The sequence below is a fragment of the Actinomycetes bacterium genome, from assembly GCA_036000965.1.
Classification (GTDB): domain Bacteria; phylum Actinomycetota; class CALGFH01; order CALGFH01; family CALGFH01; genus DASYUT01.
Genome location: DASYUT010000313.1, coordinates 12,897 through 35,636 on the forward strand (window position 1 = coordinate 12,897; position 22,740 = coordinate 35,636).

Annotated in this window: 11 protein-coding genes and 1 pseudogene; 5 read left to right on the plus strand and 7 right to left on the minus strand. The window is 73.1% G+C overall.

The window, feature by feature from the left end; all coding sequences use genetic code 11:
• Positions 1 to 35 precede the first annotated feature (35 nt).
• Both VG276_28390 and VG276_28395 read left to right on the plus strand, forming a co-directional pair.
• Complete coding sequence (locus VG276_28390) at positions 36 to 1,031, plus strand: response regulator (GenBank protein ID HEV8653208.1); 996 nt, start codon at positions 36 to 38, stop codon at positions 1,029 to 1,031.
• Between the two features lie 258 nt (positions 1,032 to 1,289).
• The gene (locus VG276_28395) at positions 1,290 to 5,708 is read left to right on the plus strand and encodes a PxKF domain-containing protein (GenBank protein HEV8653209.1); all 4,419 of its coding nucleotides are present in this window, start codon (positions 1,290 to 1,292) and stop codon (positions 5,706 to 5,708) included.
• A gap of 237 nt (positions 5,709 to 5,945) precedes the next feature.
• On the opposite strand, the gene VG276_28400 is transcribed toward VG276_28395, so the two are convergent.
• Positions 5,946 to 6,173, minus strand: coding sequence for a hypothetical protein (locus VG276_28400; GenBank protein ID HEV8653210.1), 228 nt, complete (start codon positions 6,171 to 6,173; stop codon positions 5,946 to 5,948).
• Between the two features lie 295 nt (positions 6,174 to 6,468).
• Here VG276_28400 and VG276_28405 point away from each other — a divergent pair, with 295 nt between their 5' ends.
• Complete coding sequence (locus tag VG276_28405; protein HEV8653211.1) at positions 6,469 to 6,618, plus strand: hypothetical protein; 150 nt, start codon at positions 6,469 to 6,471, stop codon at positions 6,616 to 6,618.
• 251 nt (positions 6,619 to 6,869) lie between these two features.
• Here the strand turns inward: VG276_28405 and VG276_28410 are convergent.
• Positions 6,870 to 7,280: pseudogene (locus VG276_28410) on the minus strand (DUF1345 domain-containing protein).
• A 148-nt stretch (positions 7,281 to 7,428) separates the two neighbouring features.
• On the opposite strand from VG276_28410, the gene VG276_28415 reads away from it, so the two are divergent.
• On the plus strand, positions 7,429 to 7,851 hold the full coding sequence (locus VG276_28415) for a hypothetical protein (GenBank protein HEV8653212.1): 423 nt from the start codon (positions 7,429 to 7,431) through the stop codon (positions 7,849 to 7,851).
• 128 nt (positions 7,852 to 7,979) lie between these two features.
• Here the strand turns inward: VG276_28415 and VG276_28420 are convergent, their stop codons facing one another.
• The gene (locus tag VG276_28420) at positions 7,980 to 11,423 is read right to left on the minus strand and encodes an SIS domain-containing protein (protein HEV8653213.1); all 3,444 of its coding nucleotides are present in this window, start codon (positions 11,421 to 11,423) and stop codon (positions 7,980 to 7,982) included.
• 416 nt (positions 11,424 to 11,839) lie between these two features.
• On the minus strand, positions 11,840 to 14,683 hold the full coding sequence (locus VG276_28425; GenBank protein HEV8653214.1) for an alpha-mannosidase: 2,844 nt from the start codon (positions 14,681 to 14,683) through the stop codon (positions 11,840 to 11,842).
• Between the two features lie 116 nt (positions 14,684 to 14,799).
• On the opposite strand from VG276_28425, the gene VG276_28430 reads away from it, so the two are divergent.
• Positions 14,800 to 15,975, plus strand: a complete 1,176-nt coding sequence (locus VG276_28430; GenBank protein HEV8653215.1) for a CehA/McbA family metallohydrolase — start codon at positions 14,800 to 14,802, stop codon at positions 15,973 to 15,975.
• Positions 15,976 to 16,041: 66 nt separating this feature from the next.
• Here the strand turns inward: VG276_28430 and VG276_28435 are convergent, their stop codons facing one another.
• The 3 genes from VG276_28435 to VG276_28445 all read right to left on the minus strand — a co-directional run bounded on the left by VG276_28435 (position 16,042) and on the right by VG276_28445 (position 22,739).
• Positions 16,042 to 17,232: a glycosyltransferase family 4 protein gene (locus VG276_28435; GenBank protein ID HEV8653216.1), complete on the minus strand. Its 1,191-nt coding sequence runs from the start codon at positions 17,230 to 17,232 to the stop codon at positions 16,042 to 16,044.
• Between the two features lie 269 nt (positions 17,233 to 17,501).
• On the minus strand, positions 17,502 to 18,743 hold the full coding sequence (locus tag VG276_28440) for a hypothetical protein (protein HEV8653217.1): 1,242 nt from the start codon (positions 18,741 to 18,743) through the stop codon (positions 17,502 to 17,504).
• A 177-nt stretch (positions 18,744 to 18,920) separates the two neighbouring features.
• On the minus strand, positions 18,921 to 22,739 hold the full coding sequence (locus VG276_28445; protein HEV8653218.1) for an EAL domain-containing protein: 3,819 nt from the start codon (positions 22,737 to 22,739) through the stop codon (positions 18,921 to 18,923).
• Position 22,740 lies beyond the last annotated feature (1 nt).

Here is a 22,740-nt window from a genome sequence, read left to right on the forward strand (position 1 = left end):
GCGCTGTGGCTTTCCCCCGCTGCCCAGGCGGGATCATGGCCACCAACCCGCGCTGGCGCGTGCCGCTTGGGACCTGGCAGCGGTACTTCCGCGCCTGGATCGACGAGCCCGAGACCCAGGCCCTCGCGGACGCGATCGTCTTCTTCGACTTCCGGCAGCTCAACGGCACGCTGGACGCCGAGGCGGCGCTCCGCCCGGTCGTCCGCGCCGCCGCCGGGAACCGCGTGTTCCTCGCCCGGCTGGCCAGGATGGCGCTCCGGCGCGAGTCCCCGCTCGACCTCACGGAAGCTTGCGTCTCATGCGCAGAGGAGAACGCGCCGAAGCACTCGGAGAAAGCTTGCGGCTGGTCTCGCGTCCGGGGGATCCGAGGCGGAGGTGTGGCTGCCATGGCCGAGCGGATCCGAGTGCTGATCGCCGATCACCACCCCGCTACGCGGGCCGGGGTGCGGGCAGTCCTGGAGGACGACGGGTTTCAGGTGTGCGCCGAGGTCGCCGACGCTGGCGCGGCGGTCAAGGCCGCCGTGCGCGAGCGTCCGGACCTGTGCCTGGTGGACGTTCACGTGCCGGGTAACGGGATCGCGGCCGCGCAGGCGATCATCTCGAGCCTGCCGGACACCGCGGTCGTCATGCTCGCCGTCTCGCGCAACGACGACGACCTGTTCGACGCCCTGCGCGCCGGCGCCGTCGGCTACCTGCCCAAGGAAACCCGCCCGGAGCGCCTGCCTCATGCGCTCCGCGGCGTGCTCGCGGGCGAGGCGGCCCTGCCGCGCCATCTCGTCGCGCGGGTGATCCAGGATCTCCGCGAGCGCGGCCGGCGCCGCCGGCTGCCGCTGCTCGGCCGCCAGGGCGTGGAGCTGACGAGCCGCGAGTGGGAGGTGCTCGACCTGCTGTGCGAGGGGCTGAGCACGCATGAGATGGCCGAACGCCTCTTTGTCTCCCATGCCACAATCCGCACCCACGTCGCCGCGGTCGTGAAGAAGCTGCGCGTGCCCGACCGCGAGGCCGCCGTCCGGCTGCTCGAGGGACGCTGACAAGGCCGACCCGCGGCTCCTGCCGAGCGCCGGGTCGGCCGGTGCCAGTTGCCCGGTGCCGACGCCCGTGCCCGGTGCCCGTTGCCCCTGTCCGGTGTCCGTTGCCCGTGCCCGGTGCCCGGTGCCCGTTGCCCGTGTCCCGGTGCCTACGTAGTGCGTGTCGAGAAACCTCGACGCCGGATCCCCCCACCAGGCCATGGGCGACCAATGTCCGGATCACTACCGTCGTGGCAACCCAGCTCAAGCGACGGAGGCATCGTGCACCATTCCGCATCCCTCAGGAACCCGAAGCTCACGGTGGCCAGGAACCCGAAGCTCACGGTGGCGCTCGCCACCCTGCTCGCGCTTGCCGCCACGCTCGTCCAGCTCACCCCGGCTTCGGCCGCCTCGGTCACCTCGGCGTCGTTCAGCGGCGGCACGGGGACGGCGAGTGTGGACGGCACGCTGTATGCCAGGAACGGCGCGGCCCTCACCCTCACGGTGGCCACGTCATCCGACACCAGGTGCGTCGAGGTCACCGGCGCGTACACGGCGCGCCAGACGTCCAGCACGGCGAAGTCGTCGTGGTCGTTCCCGCTCACGGCCGGCACCGGTGACGGCGTGCAGGGCGTAACGGCAGCCGCCTCGCCGAACTTCAACGCCAATCACTGCACCGGCCAGTCGCAGAGCCCCGCCACCGCCGCCTACGTCCTGGACAACACCGGCCCGACCGTCACCGCCGCCCTCTCCCCCGCCCCGAACGCCGCGGGCTGGACCAACGCCAATGTCACGATCACCTGGAGCGCGACCGACACCGGCGCCGGCGTGGCGAGCGGCCCAACGCCGGCGACCGAGAGCGTGACCGCGAATACGCCCGGTGTCACCAAGACGTCGAGCGCAACCGACCGGCTGGGCAACGCCGGCAGCGGCTCGGTCGCCGTCAAGCTGGACAAGACGGCACCGACGATCAGCGGCAGCCGCAGCCCGGCGGCGAACGCCAACGGGTGGAACAACACCGACGTGACCGTGAGCTTCACCTGCGCCGACGCGCTGTCAGGCATCAAGCACTGCACAGGGACGACCACGCTGGCCAGCAACGGCGCCGACCAGTCACGTGCGGGCACCGCGACCGACAACGCCGACAACACCTCAAGCGACACGGTCGGGCCGGTCAACATCGACAAGGTGGCTGCGGCCCTGAGCGGCGCCCCGACGACGAGCGCCAACGCGGCCGGCTGGTACTCCGGCGACGTCACCATCGACTGGGCCTGCTCGGACGCGCTCTCCGGCATCGACGGCACCTGCCCGGCCAACAGCACGATCAGCGGCGAAGGCACCGCCCAGACCGCGGCAGCGTCGGTCAGCGACAAGGCAGGGAACACGACCGGCGCCAGCAGCAGCCCGGCCGTCAACATCGACAAGACGGCGCCCACCACGACCGCGTCGGCACCCGGCGACTGGAACAACGACGACGTCACCATCAGCCTGAGCGCTGACGACGCCCTCTCGGGAGTCAGGGCCACCCACTACCGGCTCGACGGCGGCGCGCAGCAGACCGGCACGAGCATCTCGATCAGCGCCGAAGGTGTCCACACCTTGGAGTTCTGGAGCGTGGACGAGGCCGACAACGTCGAGGCCGCCAACACCGTCCAGGTGAGGATCGACAAGACCTCGCCGGCCATCAACCACAGCCAGTCGCCCGCGGCCAACGGCAACGGCTGGAACAACACCAACGTGACGGTCGCCTTCACCTGCTCGGACGCCCTGTCGGGCATCGCGAGCTGCAGCGGCCCGCAGACGGTCACCACCGAAGGCAAGGGCCAGCCGGTGACCGGGACGGCCGTCGACAACGCCGGGAACAAGACGACCGACCCGGCGACCGTCTCCATCGACGAGACCGCCCCGACGATCAGCGCGGGCGCCGACCGCGCCACCAACGCGAACGGCTGGTATGCCGATGACGTCACGGTGAGCTTCAGCTGCTCCGACGCGCTGTCGGGCATCGACAGGTGCCCGGCGTCCAAGACCGTCGGCGAGGGTGTCGACCAGAGCGCGAGCGGCACCGCCACCGACGGGGCGGGCAACTCCGAAAGCGATGGGCTGACCGGGATCAACGTCGACAAGACGGCCCCGTCGCTCACCGGTGCCGCCACCAGCGCCCCGAATGGCAACGGCTGGTACGCAGGCGACGTCACCGTGGACTGGACCTGCTCGGACGCGCCGTCCGGCCTGGCCGGCGGCTGCCCGGCCGCCAGCACGATCACCGGGGAAGGCGACAACCTCTCGGCCAGCGCCTCGATCAGCGATAACGCGGGCAACTCGACCAGCAGGAGCCTCGCGGGGGTCAAGATCGACCGCACCGCGCCGAGCACCTCGGCGGACGTGCCCGCGCCGCTGGACAGCGGCTGGTACGCCGGACCGGTCGAGATCACCCTCGCCGGGGTGGACAGCCTCTCGGGCGTCGAGGCGACCTACTACCGTGTGGACGGCGGTGCCCTGCACACCTACGACGGCCCCTTCCACCACGGCTTGAAGGGCAGCCACACGATCACCTACTGGAGCCTCGACCGGGCCGGCAACGTCGAGGACGGGACCGCCGACGGCCACAGCATCACGCTCAGGGTCGACGGCGTCCCGCCCACCATCACGCCCAACCGGTCGCCCGCGCCGAACGCCAACGGCTGGAACAACACCCCCGTCCTCGTAGGCTTCACGTGCGACGACGCAGAGTCGGGGGTCGCCGGGTGCGTCGGCGGCGGCCTACTCGACAACGAGGGCGCCGGCCAGAGCCTGACGGGCAGCGCGCAGGACAACGCTGGCAACAGCAGCGAGGCGACGGCCAACGACATCAACATCGACCTGACCCCGCCGTACCTGGCCGGCGCGCCAACCACCGACCCCAATGCCGACGGCTGGCACAAGGGTGACGTGACGATCCGCTGGACGGCCTCGGACGCGCTGTCCGGCGTCGACACGAGCACCCAGCCTGACGACAGCTTGGTCACCGGGGAGGGCACCAACCTCAGCGCCGGGCCGGTGAGCGTCTCCGACAAGGCTGGCAACACCGCCAGCGCGTCGCTGGACGGCATCAGGATCGACCGCACACCGCCCACGATCAACGGCGGCCCGACGACGGCGCCCAACGGCGACGACTGGTACAACACCGACGTCGTGGTCGACTTCACCTGCGCCGACAACCTGTCCGGCGTCGCGTCCTGCCCGACCAGCAGGGTGATCAGCGGCGACGGCAGCAACCAGAGCGTCACAAGCGACCCCGCGACCGACCACGCGGGCAACTCGGCACCCGGCAGGACCGTCGGCGGCATCAACATCGACGGCCAGGCGCCCCAGACCAAGGCCAACAACCTCTGCACGGCCACCAACGGCTACTGCACCGGGAGCAGCGCCACCGTGACCCTGCGCGCCACCGACCTTGGCCCGGCCGGCGTCAAGGAGGTCCACTACAGCGTGAACGGCGGGACCGGGCAGGTCGCGGCCGGCGCCAGCGTCGACGTGGACGTCCCCTTGAGCGGCAGCGGCAACGCGACCGTGGACTACTACGCGCTCGACAGGGCCGGCAACCAGGAGCCGAACAACACGATCGGGCTCAAATACGACAACATCGCCCCGACCATGACCCACACGCTGACCCCGACGCCGAACGCCGCGGGCTGGAACTCAAGCGACGTGACCGTCCACTTCAGCGCCAGGGACGACGACACGGGCTCCGGCGTCGACCCGAGCTCGACCACCTCGGACGTGCTGGTCGGCGACGAGACCAGCGGGCAGGTCGTCAACGGCCAGGCCAAGGACACCGCCGGCAATGTCGGCACCGACTCGGTGACCGTCAAGCTCGACAAGACCCAGCCGGCCATCAGCGGCGCGATCGTCTCGGGCGCGGTCGGGTCCAACGGCTGGTACACCGGCCCGGTGACGGTGCACTTCACCTGCTCCGATGCGCTGTCCGCCGTCGTGGTCTGCCCCGACGACGTGACCCTGACCGGCAACGGCGCCAACCAGTCCGTGACCGCCTCGGCGGTCGACAACGCTGGCAACGCCAAGAGCGCGACCGTCGACCACATCAACATCGACGCCGAGGCCCCAACCATCAGCACGCTCAGCCTGAAGGACGGCGGCATCTACACCCTCGGCGCGGTGCCAGCGGCCTCGTGCGCCGCAGGTGACGACGTCTCGGGCGTTGCCTGGTGCTCGGTCCGGGTGAGCGGCGGGCTCGCGAGCGGCGTCGGCACCTTCGCCTTCACCGCGACCGCCACCGACAAGGCCGGCAACACCGTTACGCGAACCGGCACCTACCAGGTGATCTACCGGTTCGACGGGTTCCTGCAGCCGATCAACGACACCGCCCACCAGGTCGGGACCACCACCGTGAGCATCTTCAAGGCGGGCAGCACCGTCCCGGCGAAGTTCCAGCTCAAGAAGAGCGACGGCACGGTCGTCCAGCCAACCAGCCTGCCGCAGTGGGTCACCCCCGCGAAGGGCAGCCCGACGACCGCACCGGTGGACGAGTCCGCGTACGGCGACCTGCCCAGCACCAGCGGGGCCTACCGCTGGGACTCGAGCGGCCAGCAGTACATCTACAACTGGGGGACGTCGAGCGGCCAGAAGGGTTTCTACTGGCGCATCGGCGTCCAGCTGGACGACGGGCAGACCTACTCGGTGAACATCGGTCTGCGCTGACGCGGCAGGCCTGACGGCGGGGCCGGTGTCACAAGGCACCGGCCCCGCCACGGCCTTCCAGGTCTGTGGCCAATCGGGAGATGCAGCGACGGGTGCTGTACATCATCGCCTGCGGCTGTACATCATCGCCTGCGGTGGCAGGCCGGCGGGCGACCTGGTTTGCGACGCCCTGAGCTGCGGCGTTGCAGCCCGGCAAGAACGGCCCTTGTTCAGTGGCCTCCCAGGCGCGACGGCTCCTCAGCGTGGAAACCGGGTCTCGTCGGCGTCGGGGCCTGGCTCGGTGTAACGCTCTCTCCGGACGTAGAAGTAGAGGCCCAAGACGATCCCAATGGCCAGCCCGATCAGCCAGTGGGTGTAGTGGGCCCCCCAAAGGAAGGGGCTGAGCGGCAGGAGGGTGAACAGCACCGTGGAGCCCATGTTTGCTCCAAGGGCCGCCCAGTCGATACGCCAACCGCTTGTCGTCATCGCCCCGATCCTTCTCGCCACGGGGATCTGTGCCTCCAGTACCCATGGTATGCCGCAAAGGCGACCGCTGACCTCCAGATCCTGCGGCCTGTTGGTGTCATGAGACCGGCAGGCCAGTCCGGCGAAGCAACGGGTAGGCCAGGTGCGGGGTCCTGCGCACCCGATCGATGCCGCGCTGGGCGCCGCCACCCTGCTCACCGGGCTGACCTGGGGACAACCAAGATCGCGGTAGAGCTAAGCGGTCATGGGGTAGGGACGTCATCAGTCAGAGATCGCTTCACGGGAGGAGACCCAGGTGCCGGAAGGCGAACCGTGTCCGTACTGCGCATACCTCGCCGCCAATCCCGAGGAGCTCCGCCAGCACCTGCTGCACCTGCACCCGGAGGTCGAGCCGGAGCCGGACTGGTGGGATCCCGACGCCGTGCCGCCGCCGCTGCTTTTGTGATCAGCACCTGGCCCGACGACCCTCGCTGTCCCCGGGAGGCCGACGGGGTCTTCGGCCGTACTCGAAAGCCGATGCAGACTCGGCTATGAACCTGAGCCAGGCGGCCTGAGGTCTCTGGCGAAAAGAGGACTACCGCCGAGCCCAAGGTCGCTGGCGTTTGGCCCATGTCGACGGACGTACCAGACCGCGGGTGTAGGTGGACGCGGCCACCCTGCGGCGCCGCACGCCTTGAACACGGGCAACGAGACTGGCTACTTGAGCAGCCCGGAGACCAGGTTGATCGTTGTTGCGAGAATGACCGCCCCGAAGAGGTACGACAAGAGCGCATGGCGGAGTGCCGTCGCCCGGATCACCGGGGTCTCGAGATTGGTGTCGGAGACCTGGAACGTCATCCCGATGGTGAAGGCGAGGTAGGCGAAATCGGAGTAGCGGGGAGGAGTCTCCTGGTTGAAGCTGATCCCGCCGTCGGGCCCGGTGTAGTAGAGCCGGGCGTAGCGCGACGTGAAGACGGTCTGCACGACCAACCAGGACAGAACGACACTGGCCACTGCGAGCGCGGCCCGCACGTCCCTGGCCCCGGAACCACTCGCGCGCCCCGCTGCGATGACGAGCGTGACGGCCAGGAGGCTGGCCACGCTCGCGGTGATGATCAGTGCGTCGGCCGCGGCTGCTGACACCCCGGTGCCAGGGCAGCGCTCGGCCACGGCGACCAGGGTCCGGGCTGAGCCCCCCGGCCGTTCCGGGCAGTTCTTGACAAACCCCTCCGGGGTGGGAGAGTTGCGGGCATTCGCCGACAGAAGGGGGGGCCTGATGCCCGCTACCGTCTCCCGCAGCGGCACGCTCGCTGCCGTCCTGGCCGTGGTCGGGCTCGCGGCCGCGCTGCTGGCCGGGTCGCTGCGCAGCGCGGGCGCCCAGCCGGAGCCCCAGACGGCCACTGGCGTAATCAGCAACCTGCTCGTCCCCGTCACCAACGGCTTCTCCAACCTGCCCGAGGGTTCCGGGGCCGGCGACGGCGTCGTCGGGGTCACCTGCACCGGCGCGTCGCCGCGCAGCGGCGCCAACATCCCCGCCCAGGTCGTCACCCAGCTGCAGCAGAACTTCACGGTGCTGCGCATCCTCAAGAACAGCGGGGTGCCGCTCAACGGCGACGTGCGGATCAACTGCGCCCTCGAGGTCACGGTGGGCCAGGGGCAGCAGACGCTCAGGAGGCTCCAGGCGCTGGCCAGGCGCTGACCGTCGCGTCCCGGCGGCCGGGGTCACCGCCCTGGCCGCGCAGGCGGGGGTCACCGCCCTGGCCGCGCAGGAGCCCGGGCTACGGCGCGGCAGAGGCGCCCCGCCAGCGGCCGGGCAGCGGCCCGGGGCTACGGCGCGGCCGGGGCGCTTCGCCAGCGGTCGGCCAGGGCCTCGACCGGGTCGGTGACGAGGCTGGCCACCGGCAGCTGGCCGAGCAGCGTCTCATCGAACGCCGGCTCGGTCTCGGTCACGGCGCTGCGCAGGGCCGCGAGCCGGCCCCGGTACCCCTCGAGCACGGTGCGCGCCCGGGTCGCGGGCAGCCGCTCGTGGAAGTCGACGTGCAGCAGGGTGAGGCCGGTGGTGTGGCCGTCGGCGACTTCGGGGACCAGGAGCACGGTGCGGCCGTCGCTCCGCCCCCTGGCCGCCAGCACCTGGCGCTCGATCGCCACCAGCTGCTTGGTGCCGCGCAGGCGGTGGTCCTGCTCGGCCCGTGACACCAGGCGTTCGGAGATCCCGCCCTTGGCGAGCACGGCGAGCTTGGCGGCCTCGTCGCCCGCCTCGCCTTCGATGCGGTAGCGGGTGAACCCGGTGACGCGCGCGACCGCCGGGTCGAGCGCGGCCACGGTCCGGAGCGTGTCGTAGCCGAGCTGGGCGCGGACCGCGCCCGCGTCGAGGAGCTGGCGCACCAGCGGCACGGTGAGCACGGTCTCGTCGGAGCGCGAGATCCCGACGGTGACGGTCTTGGCCTGGTGCTTGATCGCGTCGATGGGCCGGGTCAGCTCGTCGATGCCGGCCGTGAGGGCCACAGCGAGGTCGTCGACGACCGCGCCGGGCGTCGCCTGGGTGCCGAACTCGGCCTGCCAGGCGTCGAGCGGGATGGTCCGCTCGGCGTAGCGGAGCAGCGACGCCACCGACAGCGCGGTGCTCGCCTCGAGGGTGCCGTCGTAGCGGCCGCTCCGCAGGCGGGTCCGGTACTCCATGGCCGGGGCCTCGAGCTCCGGGCCGAGCCGGTCGAGCAGCTCGTCGGCGGTGCGGGTGGAGCCGGCGGTGCGCTCGATGGCCGCCCGGGCCTGCCGCAGCGGCAAGGCTTGGGCGTCGATGGCAAGGGCGGCCTCGTAGCCGAACAGGTGCCCGGCCATGGTCGACAGCACGTAGGCGAGCGCGGGGTGGACCGCGGGCACGGCGATCACCCCGGCCGCCGCGTTGAACCGGGCCTCTCCTTCGGTCGCGATCACCAGCGGGACGCTCTTGTGGGCCCGGAAGATCGCCACCTCCTTGGCCACGTCGTCAGCGGCCGACCCGGCAAGGCCGGCGGCGCAGACCAGCGTCAGCGGCTCCGACGACAGGTCGATGTGCTTCTTGTCCTCGGTGGCGTCGCAGGCGATCGACTTGTAGCACAGCTCCGACAGCTTGATCCGGATCTCCTCGGCCGCGACCCGGTTGGGCCCGTTGCCGACCACCGCCCAGTAGCGCTTGGCCGGCGCGTGCCTCTGGGCGAGCTCGGCGATGTGCTCGCGCTGCCCGAGCAGCCGCTCCATGGCCGCGGGCAGCTCGCGCAGGGCAGCCAGCAACTCGTGGCGCCGGTCGGGGTCGCCGACGCCGACCGCGTCGGCGATGGCGAAGGCGAGCAGCAGCCCGGCCGCCACCTGGCCGTAGAACGCCTTGGTGGAGGCGACGCTCATCTCCACGTCCCGGCCGTCGGAGGTGAACAGCACCCCGTCGGCCTTGTGGGTGAGGTCGCTCCCCCGCCGGTTCACGATCGCGAGGACCGCGGCGCCCCTGGCCCGCAGCAGGTCGACGGTGCGGTTGGTGTCGGTGGTGGTGCCCGACTGGCTGATCGCGACCACCAGGGCGTCGCCCATGTCGCCGTCCAGGCCGAACCCGGACAGCTCGGTGGCGGGCAGCGCCGTGACGGCCAGGGTGCCCCCCAGCGCCTCGGTGATCGAGGCGGCCACGCTCATGCCGGCCACGGCCGCGGTCCCCTGCCCGATCACCAGGACCCGCCGGACGGCGCCCGTCTCGAGCCGCCGCCGGACCGTGTCGGGGAGGGTCTCCGGCCCGAGGTTGACGGCCAGACGCCCGCCCACCTCCCGGATCCGGCCCCGCAGCGTCTTGCGGAGCGAGACCGGCGCCTCCGAGATCTCCTTCAGCAGGTAGTGCCGGAAGGCCCCGCGGTCGATGTCGCGGGTGGTGATCTCGGCCCGGTGCAGGTCCCCCTCGCCGACCGGCAGGTCGGTGCCCTGGTAGGTGCGCCGACCGATCCCGGCGGTCGCCCCGGCCAGGGCCCGGTCGAGCACGACGATCTGCCCGCGGCCTCCGCCGTCGGGGTCGCTGCTCGCCTCGCCGTCCATCCGCAGGTAGCGGGCGCTCTCCTCGACCAGGCCGTAGGGCTCGCTGGCGACCACGAACAGGTCGTCGGCGAGGCCCACGTACAGCGCCTGCCCGCTGCCCCGCAGGGCAAGCAGCAGTTGGCCGGGCGCCTCGGCCACGCTCGCGGCGACCGCGACCGAGCCGTCGAACTCGGCCACGGTCTGCCGGAACGCCTCTTCGAGGGGCAGCCCCGAGGCGAGCCGGCGCGAGACCAGCACCGGGATGACCTTGGCGTCGGTGGTGATCTCGTCCGGGAGCTTCAGGCCGTGCCGCTCGACGAGCTGGGCGTGGTTGTCGACGTCGCCGTTGAGCGCCGCCACGGTGTAGGGGGTCTCGGGCCCGCCGTCCTCCTCCTGGTTGAGGGGGTGGGCGTTGGCCTCGTTGATCATGCCGACGCTGGCCCACCTGGTGTGCCCGAGCACCATCGCCTCGGCGCCCTCGGCGGCCAGGGCCCGGCGGAGCAGCGCGTCCCCGGTGACCGCGGCGCGCAGCCGGCGGCCGTTGTCGCCCAGCTCGCCAACCTCGCTGGCCGCCTTGTAGACGAAGCTCAGATGGCCGTGGGGCGTGCGCACCGCCCTGGAGGTGAACAGCCGGTCCTGCCGCCGGGCGGCGAGCATGCGGGCGACCTCCGGGTCGTCCAGGTCGAGCCCGTGCCCGGTGACGAGCACGTGCAGGCCGGCAGAATCGCGCCCGCGCACCTCCAGCCGGTCCAGCGCGGACAGGGCGGTCTGGATCGAGGCGAACGCCTCGACCGTGGCGCGGCCCGGGTTCGGCCCGGCGAGCGCCCCCACCGCCTGGGCGGTCACGATCCGGTCGCGGCGGATCGCCCACAGCGCGTCCTTGAGCCGGACCAGCGCGGCGTTGACCGCCTCGAGCGTGGTGGTGGGCTGGCCGTGCTGCCCGGCGTCGAGGCGGGCCTCCATCCGGTCCACCAGGTGTTCGAGCTCACCGGCGCGCCGGTCGAGCGCGGCCAGCCGGACCGGGTCGCCGAGCAGGCACTCGAGGCCGGCCGCGCCCCGCAGCAGCTCGTCGACCGCCTCCAGCTCGCCGGCGGCCCGGTCCAGGTGCGCCGCTATGGCGGTCCCGACCTGGTGTGCCTCGGATGCCGCTGCCCACGCCCGCTCCAGGCGGAGCACCACGTCGGCGGCTGCCGGGGACGTGCGGCTGGAGGGGCGTCGCACGACGGCGATGATCCCGCACATGAGGTCTCTCCTTGAACGTCGAGGTCGTCAGGCACGCTTCCCTTGGGTTTCGACAACGCTACCGGTCGGCTCCACCCTTGGACACCTGCAACCGCCCGAGAGGCCTCCCCGCCCTTGCCGGCCTCCCCCTTGCCGGCCTCCCCCCTGCCGGCCTCCCCCCTGCCGGCCTCCCCGCCCCCCTTCCCGGCCAGGCACCGTCGGCGTCGCGGGCCGGCGCCGGCGTCCGGACGCCACCATACCGCCCTGGACCGAGCCGGGCGCCCTCCGGGCGACCTCGGCGACCACGGCCGCCGGCAGCACGACGACCAGCGGGTGCGGCAAAGCCCGCATCCTCGGTCAGCTGGGCTGCTCCTCCTGCGGCCCGGAGTCGATGCGGCCCGGTAGCACAGGCGAAGTGCCGAAGCCCGGGTCCCCGGTCAGCTGGGCTGCCGCTCCTGCTGCGGCGGCCCGGCGAGCTGCACAGTGGCGATCTCCCAGGGGCGGAGAGAGAGCCGGAGCGCCCCCCCGTCCAGGGGCAGGTCGGCGCCGGCCCGGCCTAGCAGGTCGGCCCCCCGGGCCCGGGTGAACGGCCCGGTGACGGTTGCGGTCGCGCCGGCCGGGTGCTGGCAGACGAGCCGCAGCTCGAGCCATCCGCCCCGGCGCCGGAGCGACGACAGCACCACGCCCTCCCCCTCGACCTCGAGGCCGGCCCGCTCCTCCGGGCCGTGCTCCCCGGCCCGCTCCCCCGGGCCGTGCTCCCCGGCCCGCTCCCCCGGGGAGCGCTCCCCAGCCCGCTCCCCGGGGCCACGCCCCCCGGCCCGCTCCCCCGGGCCGCGTTCCCCGGGGGGGCCGGCCGCGCCCGTGCCGGGCGCGGCCACCAGGTCGTGCTGGTAGCGCTCCATGGCGCGCAGGACCCCGGCCTCCTGCCAGCTGCCGGCATGGGGCAGCACGGCCAGGCGGAACTCGTGCCGGCCCTGGCCCTGGGCCCCGGGCGTGGGCAGCTCGGGGCCGGCCGGCTCCTCGCGGTAGGGGTTGTCGTTGCGGCTGATCTGCCCGACCGCCCGCAGCAGGGTCACGGCCAGCTCGCCGTCGAGCAACTCGTACTCGGTGACCTGGTCGAGCAGGAGCGCCGTGCCGCCGGCGGCGACGAAGCCACGGGCGGGGAAGGTGGGCAGCGGCACCTCGCCGTGCCCGCCCTCGGCGGTGCGGCCCCGCTCGGTGACCGCGAACTGCCCCTCGGCGAACGAGCGGTCGGCGGGCGCGGCCAGCGGGACGTGCAGCCGCAGGCGGTGGTTGGTGCACTGGTTGTCGACCACCAGGGTCAGGCGCACGAACGGCTCGCCGGCCCTGACCTCCACCAGCGTGGTCGTGGCTGCCTCGCGCCGCTCGGCGGCGCGGCCGGCGAGGTCGTCGCGGAGGCCGCGCGGCCAGCGGTAGGCGCGGGCCACCTCGAGCCGCCCGCGCAGGGGGCCGTCCTCGACGCAGCGGACCACCACCGACACCGGCGCGTCCACCAGCTCGTCGTCGGGCGGCGGCCCGTAGTTGTACAGGTCGCCGGCGTCGCCCCCGTCGACCAGCCGGGCGGCGCCGGCCAGCTCGGCCCCGCCGCCCGAGACACGCAGGGTGCCGTCGCCGGCCACCTCGACCTCGACCAGCCCGTTGGCGAGCCACCGCTCCCCTGCCCGCACCACGTGCCCGGACGGCCCGGCGGTGCCGACGGCACCTGCGCCCGGAGCGCCCTCCCCGCCGGGCGGCCCGGCGGCCGGCGGCTGCCCGGCCGCGGGCGGCCCGGCCGTGAGTTGCTGTCCGACTCTGAGCTGCTGCCCGGCCGCTGGTGGCCTGGCCGTGAGCTGCTGCCCGCCAGCGGGCGGGACCGGGCGGACCGTGGTCCAGCCCAGGGCGGGGGCTGGCACGTCGGCCAGCAGGTGGATGCACCGCTGGAGCAGGCCGGGCAGCTCCTGCCCGGGCAGCTCCCGGGCGTCCACCAGGGTGGCGTCGCGCGCGGTCTCCTGGGTGGGAAGGCGGCGGCCGTCGGGCAGCTCCAGCTCGACCGCGTCCCAGCCGGCGGGCACGGCCAGGTCGAGTTCGACCAGGCCGCCGCGAGGGTGCGGGGACGGGTTCAGCACCGCCACCGCGCCGGCCGGGACGCGCATGGCCACCTCGGCGGCGGCCCGGTCGCGCAAGGCCGAGGCGATCTGCTCGGCCTCGGCGAGGCGGCCGAGCACCTGGTGGGCGACGGCGTCGGCGCCGCAGCCGGTGACCGAGTCGTGGCCCGAGCTCTCGATCACCTTGCCCCAGGCGAGGTCCAGGAAGCGGTCCGGCCAGGACCTGCCCCACAGTGCCTGCAGCGGCTCGGCGTAGCGCTCGAGGAGCCGCTCGGCGCGGGTGCAGGCCGCCTTCACCTCGACCCGCGCAGAGGTCACGCCCATGAGCAGGTTGGCCCTCGCCCCCGAACGCAGCTCCCCCTGCCAGCGCGGCAGGTGGTCGGCGCCGGCCGGGAGCCCGGCGACGGCCGGGAGCCCGGCGACGTAGGCGCCGAGCGTCTCGACCCGCAGCCGCCACCGGTCCTGGGCCGCGTTCACATCGGCCACCAGGCCGGCCAGGCCGGGCAGGGGCTCGGTGTGGTCGGACCCGTACATGCCGAGGGGCTCGTCGTCGCCGAAGAAGGGCCGCATCAGCTCGTCGAACGCCTCGACCCGGTCGGCCAGCCGCTCGGGCAGGGCGAGCAGGGGCAGGGCGTTGCCGTAGCCGGCGGCCAGGTACTCGGTCCGCACCTCGGACCCGTCGGGGGCGACCCAGGTGAACGCGTGGCGGTCGATCGCGGCCGGCACCCCGCGCCAGAGCACCGCATGCTCGATGCCGGCTCGGCGCAGGAGCTGCGGAAGCTGGGCGGCGTGGCCGAACTCGTCAGGCAGGTAGCCGACGCGCATGGCACCGCCGAGGGCCTCTGCGCGCCGCCATCCGCTCTCGAGGTTGCGGACCAGCGTCTCACCGGAGACCAGGAACTCGTCGGCCAGGATGCGCCAGGGGCCGAGTGCGAGCTGCCCGCGCCCGGCCAGGCGGCGCACGCGCGCCTCGGCCTCGGGCCGCACCTCCAGGTAGTCCTCGATGGCGGCGGTCTGACCGTCGAAGGTGAAGGCGAACCCCGGGTCGGCCTCCGCCAGGTCGAGGACCCGGTCGACCAGGTCGACCAGGCGCATGCGGAAGCGCTGGAACGGCTCGTACCACTCGCGGTCCCAGTGGGTGTGGGGGACGAGGTGGACGGTCCTCGGAGCTGCCATCGCTGCCACCTTCCGTGCCTGGTTCGTGCCGAGCGGGCCATGCCATTGTTGTCGCCTGCGTCGGTTCCACGCGAGGCCGGCCACGCGAAGGTCGGCGGCGGGGGTACCGTGCAGGCATGGCGGAGCAGGAACCCTCCCCGGAGCGGGGGCTCGACGCGTGGGGCACCAGCCGGCGGTCGCGGCTGTTCCCCGGCCCGTTCCTGGTCCACGCCGACCTGCACAACCACACCATGCTGTCGGACGGCAAGGGCGACCCGGCGCGCGCCTTCGCCTCGATGCGCGAGGCCGGGCTCGACGTGGCCGCGATCACCGACCACTCCCGCTGGGCGTCGGTGTTCCTGGGGCTGGTCGACGCGCCCGGCTGGACGGGCATCGACGGCCACGCCTGGGAGACCACGGCGCGGCTGGCCGACGCGGCCGACGCGCCGGGCGAGTTCGCCGCCCTGCGCGGGTTCGAGTGGTCGAGTGCGCTGTTCGGGCATGTCAACATCTGGGGCAGCCAGCGGTGGACCGACCCCCTGCGCACGCTGGTCTTCTCCATGGCCCCACTCTGGCGCTGGCTGGAGCGCCGCGCCCCCGAGGGCCTGATCGGCTTCAACCATCCCGGGACGGGGCGGCTGCGCTTCGGCAACTTCCGCTACCGGCCGGCCCTGGCCGACCGTGTGGTCAGCCTGGAGATGTTCAACAAGACGCACGACTACCTGTTCAAGGACACCCAGCAGGGAGGCGAGTCGCCTCTCAACCAGTGCCTGAACGCCGGCTGGCGGGTCGGCATCCTGGGGGTCAGCGACGAGCACGGCACCGACTGGGGGTTCCCGGAGGACAAGGGCCGGGCGGGCCTGTACGTCCACGAGCTGACCCGGGCGGGCGTGCTCGAGGCCCTCGCCGCCCGGCGCTTCTTCGCGACCCGGGTCAAGGGCCTGCGCCTGGACGCGTCCCTGGAGGGCGTGCGCATGGGCGGCACGGTCGCCCACCGCGGCGGCCCCGCCCGCTTCGAGGTCGACCTCGACCGCGGCGAGGGATGGCAGGGCCGCCCGCTGAACGTGCAGGTGCTCCGCCCCGGGTCGCTGATGCCGGCCCTGGCCGCGGCCGAGGACGTGAAGGTGCCGGAGCCGGAAGACCCGGTCGTCGCCTTCGAGACGCGGCTCGACCCGGCCGAGGGCGCCTGGGTGGTGCTCCGGGTCAGCGACCCCGCCGAGCCGCCCGACCCGCGGGCCAAGGGCGAATGGGCCGGGCTGGGCCGGGCCATCGCCTACTCGAGCCCGTTCTGGCTGGACCCGGTGGGTCGCTGACCCGGCCCTCCTCGATCCGGGGTACCGCCTTGGCCTGGCAGTGCCGGTCAAGCACCGGCGCCGCGCTCATGCACGCTGGACCTTCAGGGAGCGTCGGACCCGCCCAGCAGGTGCTTGACCGGGGCTCTCCGTGAGCCCGGCCTGCGGGGTCAGGCCACCCACGGGCAGGGCCAGCAGGGCCCGCCGGAAGATGGCCTCGTACCCGCTGACCATGCCGGACACGTCGAAGTTGTCTGCCACCCAGCTACGGCAGCGCCAGGGGTCGAGCTCGCCGGCGCGCTCGATCGCGGCCGGCAGCTTGGCCGGGTCGTCACGGATCCAGCCGGTGAGCCCGTCGCGGACCACCTCGGGGACCGAGCCGCGGCGCAGGGCCACCACCGGGGTGCCGCAGGCCATGGCCTCGACCATGACGATGCCGAACGGCTCGTCCCACTGGATCGGGAAGACCAGGCAGTGCGCCTGGGCCAGCAGTTCCTTCTTCTGCTTGGAGTCGGCCTCGCCGAACCAGTGGGCGTCCGGCCCGAGCAGCGGGCGGACGCGCTGCTCGAAGTACTCATGCTCGGCCGGCTCGTTGCACTTGGCCGCGACGACGATCTCCCGGCCGGCGGCCCGCGCCGCCTTGATGGCGAGGTCGGGCGACTTCTCCGCGCTCATGCGGCCGAGGAAGAGCACGAACTCCTCCTTCTTGGCCTGGAACGGGTACTCGGCCACCGGGATGGCGTTGTGGACCATGCCCGCCCACTGGAGGTGCGGCGCTCTGGTGCGCTGGAACTCGGAGATCGCGACCAGCCGGGCGTACCGGTTGATCATCCGGTAGTACTCGGCCAGCTCCCCGGTGATCGGGCCGTGGCTGGTGACGATGGCCGGGATCCGGGTGCCGCGGAGCAGCAGCGGCCCGGCCAGGGTGTGGTCGTGGAGGACGTCGACCTCGAGCTCGTCCAGGTACTCGGTGGCGGTGAGGGCGTGGATCACCTCGGGAAACGACTGGCCCAGCTTGGCGGTTGGCGGCTCGGCGTAGGTGGGCAGGAAGCGCGCGCCGGTGTGGTCTTCGCCGGCTCCGATCAGCGTGACGTCGTGGCCGCGGGCGACCAGGCCCTGGACGAGCCAGAACAGCATCGCCTCGATGCCGCCGTAGCCCTTGGGGGGGAGCTCGAACCAGGGCGGGGCGACGAGGGCGATGCGCAGCGGCGAGCGCGCAGGCGTGTACCGCGTTGGGGCGACTCTGACGTCGCCTGGTGCGATGACGTCCTTCAGCACACTGACCTCCTGGTCCGGACCCGCCGGACGAGTGGACGAGACCGGGCGGGGGGAACCCGGGCTGCTGATGCGGGGGGTACAGCCGGTTGGAGGGCTATTACCGGCTGCGCATCAGTTCCGTAACTTTGTCATGAACCGGTCGGGAATGTGGAATCGGCCGGTGGCCGCCTGCGGCCGCGCCGCGGGCGCCATTCCCGGCGCCGAGCCGGACGCCCGGGATCGAAGTCGACCTGGCAGATTCGAGGCCGTGCCGCGCACCGACCGGATGGTCAGCTTCCGGCGCTGTTGGGGATGGGTGGAAGGCGCACGGACTCGCCCGGGTAGATGAGGTCCGGGTTCTTGGAACGCAGATGGCTGCGGTTCGCGGCGACCACCCGCACCCAGTACGCGGCCACCTCGCTGTTGCGCAGTGACCGTGGGTTGCGCTCGGTGGCCAGGGCGAGCTGGTTCCTGGCGATCAGCCAGAGGTTGTCGCCCGGCTCCACCCGGTGGATGGACGGCAGGACGGTGCCGCTCGGGCCAGGGCCCGCGCCAGGGCTCGGCTCCCCGGGTCCAGGGGCTCCCGGGGGCGCGCTGCCGCGGCCCTGCGGGTTCGTGGTCGTCGTGGTCGTGCCGGCCGGGTGGGGCAGATAGCCGGGCCCGGGCGCGCTGGCGGTCGGGGCGGGCTGGCGGGCCGGCGCGGTGGTGGGGGCGCCTGCGCGCGTGGAGGTTGGGGCACCGGCGCGTGTGGTGGTAGTCGGCGCCGTGGTGGTGACCTGGAACGTGGGCTTCGGGCCGGGGGGCTCCACCGTCGGGGTGGTCGCCGGCCGGGTGGTCGACGGCGGGGCGGCGGTCGAGGTGGTGGTGGCGGCCCTGGTGGACGTGGTCGTCGACAGCGTGGTGGTGGTCGCCGGCGTGGTGGTCTTCGTGGTGGTGGTCTTCGTGGTGGTGGTGGTCTTCGTCGTGGTGGTCGCCGAGGTGGTGGACGTGCTGCTCGACGGGGCCGCCGGCTGCGAGCCGGTCGGCCCGGCCGGGTGCGGCACGTACCCGTCTGACCGCGGGGTCGTCGTGGTGGTCGTGGCGGCCGTGGCGGCCGTGGCGGCGACCGGCCCGGGCGCGCTGCGGACCACCAGGGCGCCCGCCACCGCCGGGCTGGCGCCGGCGATCGAGGTGGCCAGTGCGACCGCCACCGCACGGTCGGCCACCTGGCGCACGACCGGGAGCGCGAGCCACTCGACCCTGCTGACCAGGGCCGGCACGCGGGTCACGCTGGCCACCAGGTACAGCGCGGTGCTCGCCAGCAGCCACCAGGCGAGCAGCAGCGCGACCATCCGCAGGACGGCGCCGAGCACGTCCTCGATCGGGCTGTACAGCAGCCACGGGCCGAGGTCGCGGCCGAAGTGCCGCCAGGGGATCTGGAAGGCGGCCAGCTCGCCGAGCCGGTGCAGCCCAAGGACCGCGCCGACCTCGAGCGCGACCAGGGCCGGGAGCGAGCCCGCCCTGCGCAGCGCCACAGCCTTGCCGACCGTCATGCTCGCTTCGCCTGCCCCGGTTGGTGTGCATCCGGTGGATGCGATCGAATCGTCAGTGTGCAAGGGGTCCGTCGCATCGGTCAACGGCTTGGCCCCCGCCCGTGGACAAGACGGGCTCAGGGCACCCCGGCGGGCAGCCCGAGCCCGGCGCCACCGCCTCGGCTGGAGAAGACGGGCTCAGGGCACGCCGGCGGGCAGCCCGAGCCCGGGCGCCATCGCCTCGGGCGGCTGGGGCTGGCCGAAGTAGTAGCCCTGGCCGATGTCGCAGCCCAGGTCTCGCAGCCGGGCCACCTGCTCGGCGGTCTCGACTCCCTCGGCCACCGCCCGCAGGTCCAGGTTGTGGGCGAGGTTGACCACCGCGGTGACGATCGCTGCGTCCTCGGGGTCGCCGAGCAACCCGTCCACGAAGGCCCGGTCGACCTTGACCTTGTCCACCGGGAAGCGCCTGAGGTAGGTGAGCGAGGAGTAGCCGGTGCCGAAGTCGTCGATCGACAGGCTGACGCCGAGCGCCTTCAGCTCGGCCAGGGCGGCGTAGGTGGACTCGGCGTCCTCCATCAGCACGCTCTCGGTGATCTCGAGGTAGATCGAGGCCGGGTCGGCGCCGGTCTCGGCCAGGATGTCGGCGACCAGGCCGGCCAGCTTGGGTCGGGCGAACTGGCGGGCCGACAGGTTGATGCTCATGTTGAGAGGCCTGCCGCCCGGGCCGGCGGTGCGCCAGCGCTCGGCCTGGCGGCACGCCTCGCGCAGCACGTAGGTGCCGATCGGCACGATCAGGCCGGTCTCCTCCGCCAACCCGATGAACTCCTTGGGCTCGAGCAGGCCGCGGGCCGGGTGCTCCCAGCGGACCAGCGCCTCCACGCCTTCCAGCTCGCCGCTGTCGAGCGACACGTTGGGCTGGTAGAAGACCCGGAACTCGCCTCGCTCGACCGCCCGGTACATGGAGCTGTGCATGGCCAGCCGGCGCCTGGCCCGCGCGCGCATGGCCTGGTCGAAGACCTCGCGCCGGTTGCCGCCGCGGGCCTTGGCCCGGTACATGGCGGCGTCGGCGTTCTCCATCAGCGCCTCGGGCCGGAAGTGGGGCCCGCTGCCCAGCGCGATGCCGATGCTCATGGTCACGAAGACCTCGGCCTCGTCGAGCAGGAACGGCTGGGCCACCGCCTCGGCGACCCGCTCGGCGATGGCCAGGGCGTGGGCCTCGTCGGCGATGCCCTCGCACAAGATCGTGAACTCGTCGCCGCCGAAGCGGGCGACCGTGTCCCCGGGCCTGATGACCTGCTGCAGGCGCTGGGCGAGGGCGATCAGCAGCTGGTTCCCGGCCGCGTGGCCGAGCGAGTCGTTGATGACCTTGAAGCGGTCGAGGTCGAGGAAGAGCACGGCCACCGAGGCCCGGCTGCGCTGGGTCCGGGCGAGCGCCATGGTGGCCCGGTCCAGGAAGCAGAGCCGGTTGGGCAGGCCGGTCAGCGCGTCGTGGGCGGCCTGGTAGGCGAGCCTGGCCTGGGCCTGGGTGCGCTCGATGGCGATGTCGGCCAGGTGTGCGGCCAGCTCGAGGAGCTGCCAGTCCACCGGCTCCGGGCTGCGCGGCGTCTCGTGGTAGAGGGTGAGGGTGCCGAGCACCCGGGCCGCGTCCGAGGCCATGATCGGCACCGCCCAGGCCGCCCGGACCCCGAGCGCCCTGGCTGCCTCGCGGGTCCGGGCCCAGTTGGGGTGGGTGGTCACGTCGGGCACGATCACCGGGGTCTGGCGGTGGACGGCCGCGCCGCTCGCGCCGGCCTGCGGGCCGACCACCAGCCCGTCGGCCTTGCCGAGCCCCTCGCTGCACAGGTTCGGGGCGGCCGCCACGCCGAGCCTGCCACCGTCCTCGTCGAGCAGCAGGATCGCGCAGCGCGCGCGCTCGGCCTCGGTCTCGATCACCCGGGCCAGGACTGCCAGGGTGTCCGACAGCGGGGCGTCCCTGGCGATCAGGTCGAGCACGTGGGCCTGGCCGGCCAGCAGGGCCTCGGCCCGTTTGCGCTCGGTCACGTCGCGACAGTTGAACACCACCCCGCCGACCGACGGGTCCTCGAGCAGGTTGTTGGCCAGCGTCTCGACGTGCCGCCAGCGGTCGTCAGCGGCCAGGATGCGGAACTCGAACGTCTGGTTCGGCTCGTGCTGGCCGAGGTGGTCGCTGAAGCGGGTGCGGGCCTCCTTGACGTCGTCCGGGTGGACCAGGTCGAACAGGTTCTGCCCGATCCGCGTCCCACCCCGGTAGCCGAGCATCCGGGAGAACGCCGGGCTCGCGTAGGTGATCCCACCGCCCACGTCGAGCACGATCACCATGTGCGAGGAGTTCTGCACCAGCGCCCGGAAGCGGGCCTCGGAGTCGCGCAGGGCCCGCTCGGCCCGGCGCAGCTCGAACTCCTTGGTGATGTCGCGCGAGGTCAGGATGAGCCGCCGGTAGCGGCTGCCTGCCGCCGGCACGCGCGCGTAGGCGCAGGAGATCCAGCACGGCTGGCCGTCCGGGCTGAGCACCTCGAGCACCGACGGCAGGATGCAGGGGTCGCTCGCCCAGCGGTCGACCCGCACCTCCCGGCCGTCGGTGTCCCTGGGCCGGAGCCGCGACAGCCCCAGGGTACCGACCACGTCGCCGGCCGCGTAGCCGGTGATCCGCTCGAACCCGGGGTTCCAGCTCGTCACCCTGCCGTCCGGGTCGATGGTGGCGATCCCGTCGGAGGTGTTGGAGAAGATCTCCGACAGCTTGGTCCGCTCCTCGATGATGGCCTCGAGCAGCTCGCCCTTCTGCAGGGCGCCGGCGACCTCCCCGGCCAGCGTGTCGAGCACGGCGAGCTCGCCCTCCTCGAAGCCCTCGAGCCCGGTCCGGTTGTAGGTGACCAGCACGCCGGCGGTCTGGCCGCCGGACTGGACCGGAGCGGCCAGGCAGTTGCGCCAGCCGTCGGCCAGCAGCAGCTCCACCATGGCGCTGTCGCTGGCGCCCGGGCCGACCCGCTTCGCCTCCTCGATCGCGAGCAGCGCGGTGGCCAGCGTGGCACTGCCCATCGGCTCTTGAAACGTGAAGTAGGCGGGGTTACCGGCGCTCGAGCGGTGGACGGTGCGGGCCCGGCCGGCGACCACCACCAGGTCGGCCGCTTCCGACTCGAAGCACCTGCGCACCTCGAGCAGGAACTGCGGGATCGCCTCCCTGGGATCCATCGGCACCCCAAGCGCGTGCATCGCCCGCTGCATGCCTCGGAGGCGGGCACGATCGGCGCGGACCGCGGCGAAGGCCCGGTTGGCGCGGTGCAGGATCCCCAGAAGCACCATGAACAGCGGGGTTACGGCCGGCTCCCAGGCGTGGGCGGCGACGAAGAGCACGCCGAAGGCGAGGTTGACAGCGGTCACCAGCAGGCAGGGGATGATGCCCGGCGCGGTCGTGGCGAGGACCTGGCGAAGTGGCTGCTGCCGGTTCAGGTACACGGCGACGGTGAACGCCAGGTAGTTGACCAGCCAGCCGGCGAGCATGGCGAGGAGCAGCCCGGGGATGTCGCCGACGGCGGGTGTGGCGCTCGTGCGCATGGAGGTGAACACCAGGCTCGCCACCGCCGCGGTGCACATCCACTGGGCCACGTTGAAGCAGGTGACCACCGCGGGAACGCGGAGCAGCCTCTCCGAGACTGCCTTGGCCACCCCGACCACGAGCACCGCCCCGAGCCCGGGAAGCACGAAGACCAGCGGCGTGAGGACCGCCTCGAAGAGGTCGAACGAGTTGGCCTCGTCGTCGTGGACGAAACGACCGCCCCGGAGCTGGTAACGAAGCTCCAGGGTGCCCGCGAGGACGAGCGCACCGAGAAGGGTGCCGACCGTGACGACGGACAGCGGCGTGGGCGCCGGGACGACGGAGGGCGCGGCGGCGGCCACAGCGACGCCGGCCACCGCCAGCAGCGCTGAGAGGAATGGAATCGACCGGGGAACGGCGCCCTTGACCGGCGCCGTTCCCCGGGGCTCCTGCTCGGATGCGGTCAAC

Excerpts from the sequence above, each read along its gene's own strand:
- VG276_28440 (HEV8653217.1), bottom strand. The coding sequence starts at position 18,743 with ATGACGGTCGGCAAGGCTGTGGCGCTGCGCAGGGCGGGCTCGCTCCCG.
- VG276_28425 (HEV8653214.1), bottom strand. The coding sequence starts at position 14,683 with ATGGCAGCTCCGAGGACCGTCCACCTCGTCCCCCACACCCACTGGGAC.
- VG276_28420 (HEV8653213.1), bottom strand. The coding sequence starts at position 11,423 with ATGTGCGGGATCATCGCCGTCGTGCGACGCCCCTCCAGCCGCACGTCC.
- VG276_28415 (HEV8653212.1), top strand. The coding sequence starts at position 7,429 with ATGCCCGCTACCGTCTCCCGCAGCGGCACGCTCGCTGCCGTCCTGGCC.
- VG276_28400 (HEV8653210.1), bottom strand. The coding sequence starts at position 6,173 with ATGACGACAAGCGGTTGGCGTATCGACTGGGCGGCCCTTGGAGCAAAC.
- VG276_28390 (HEV8653208.1), top strand. The coding sequence starts at position 36 with ATGGCCACCAACCCGCGCTGGCGCGTGCCGCTTGGGACCTGGCAGCGG.
- VG276_28430 (HEV8653215.1), top strand. The coding sequence starts at position 14,800 with ATGGCGGAGCAGGAACCCTCCCCGGAGCGGGGGCTCGACGCGTGGGGC.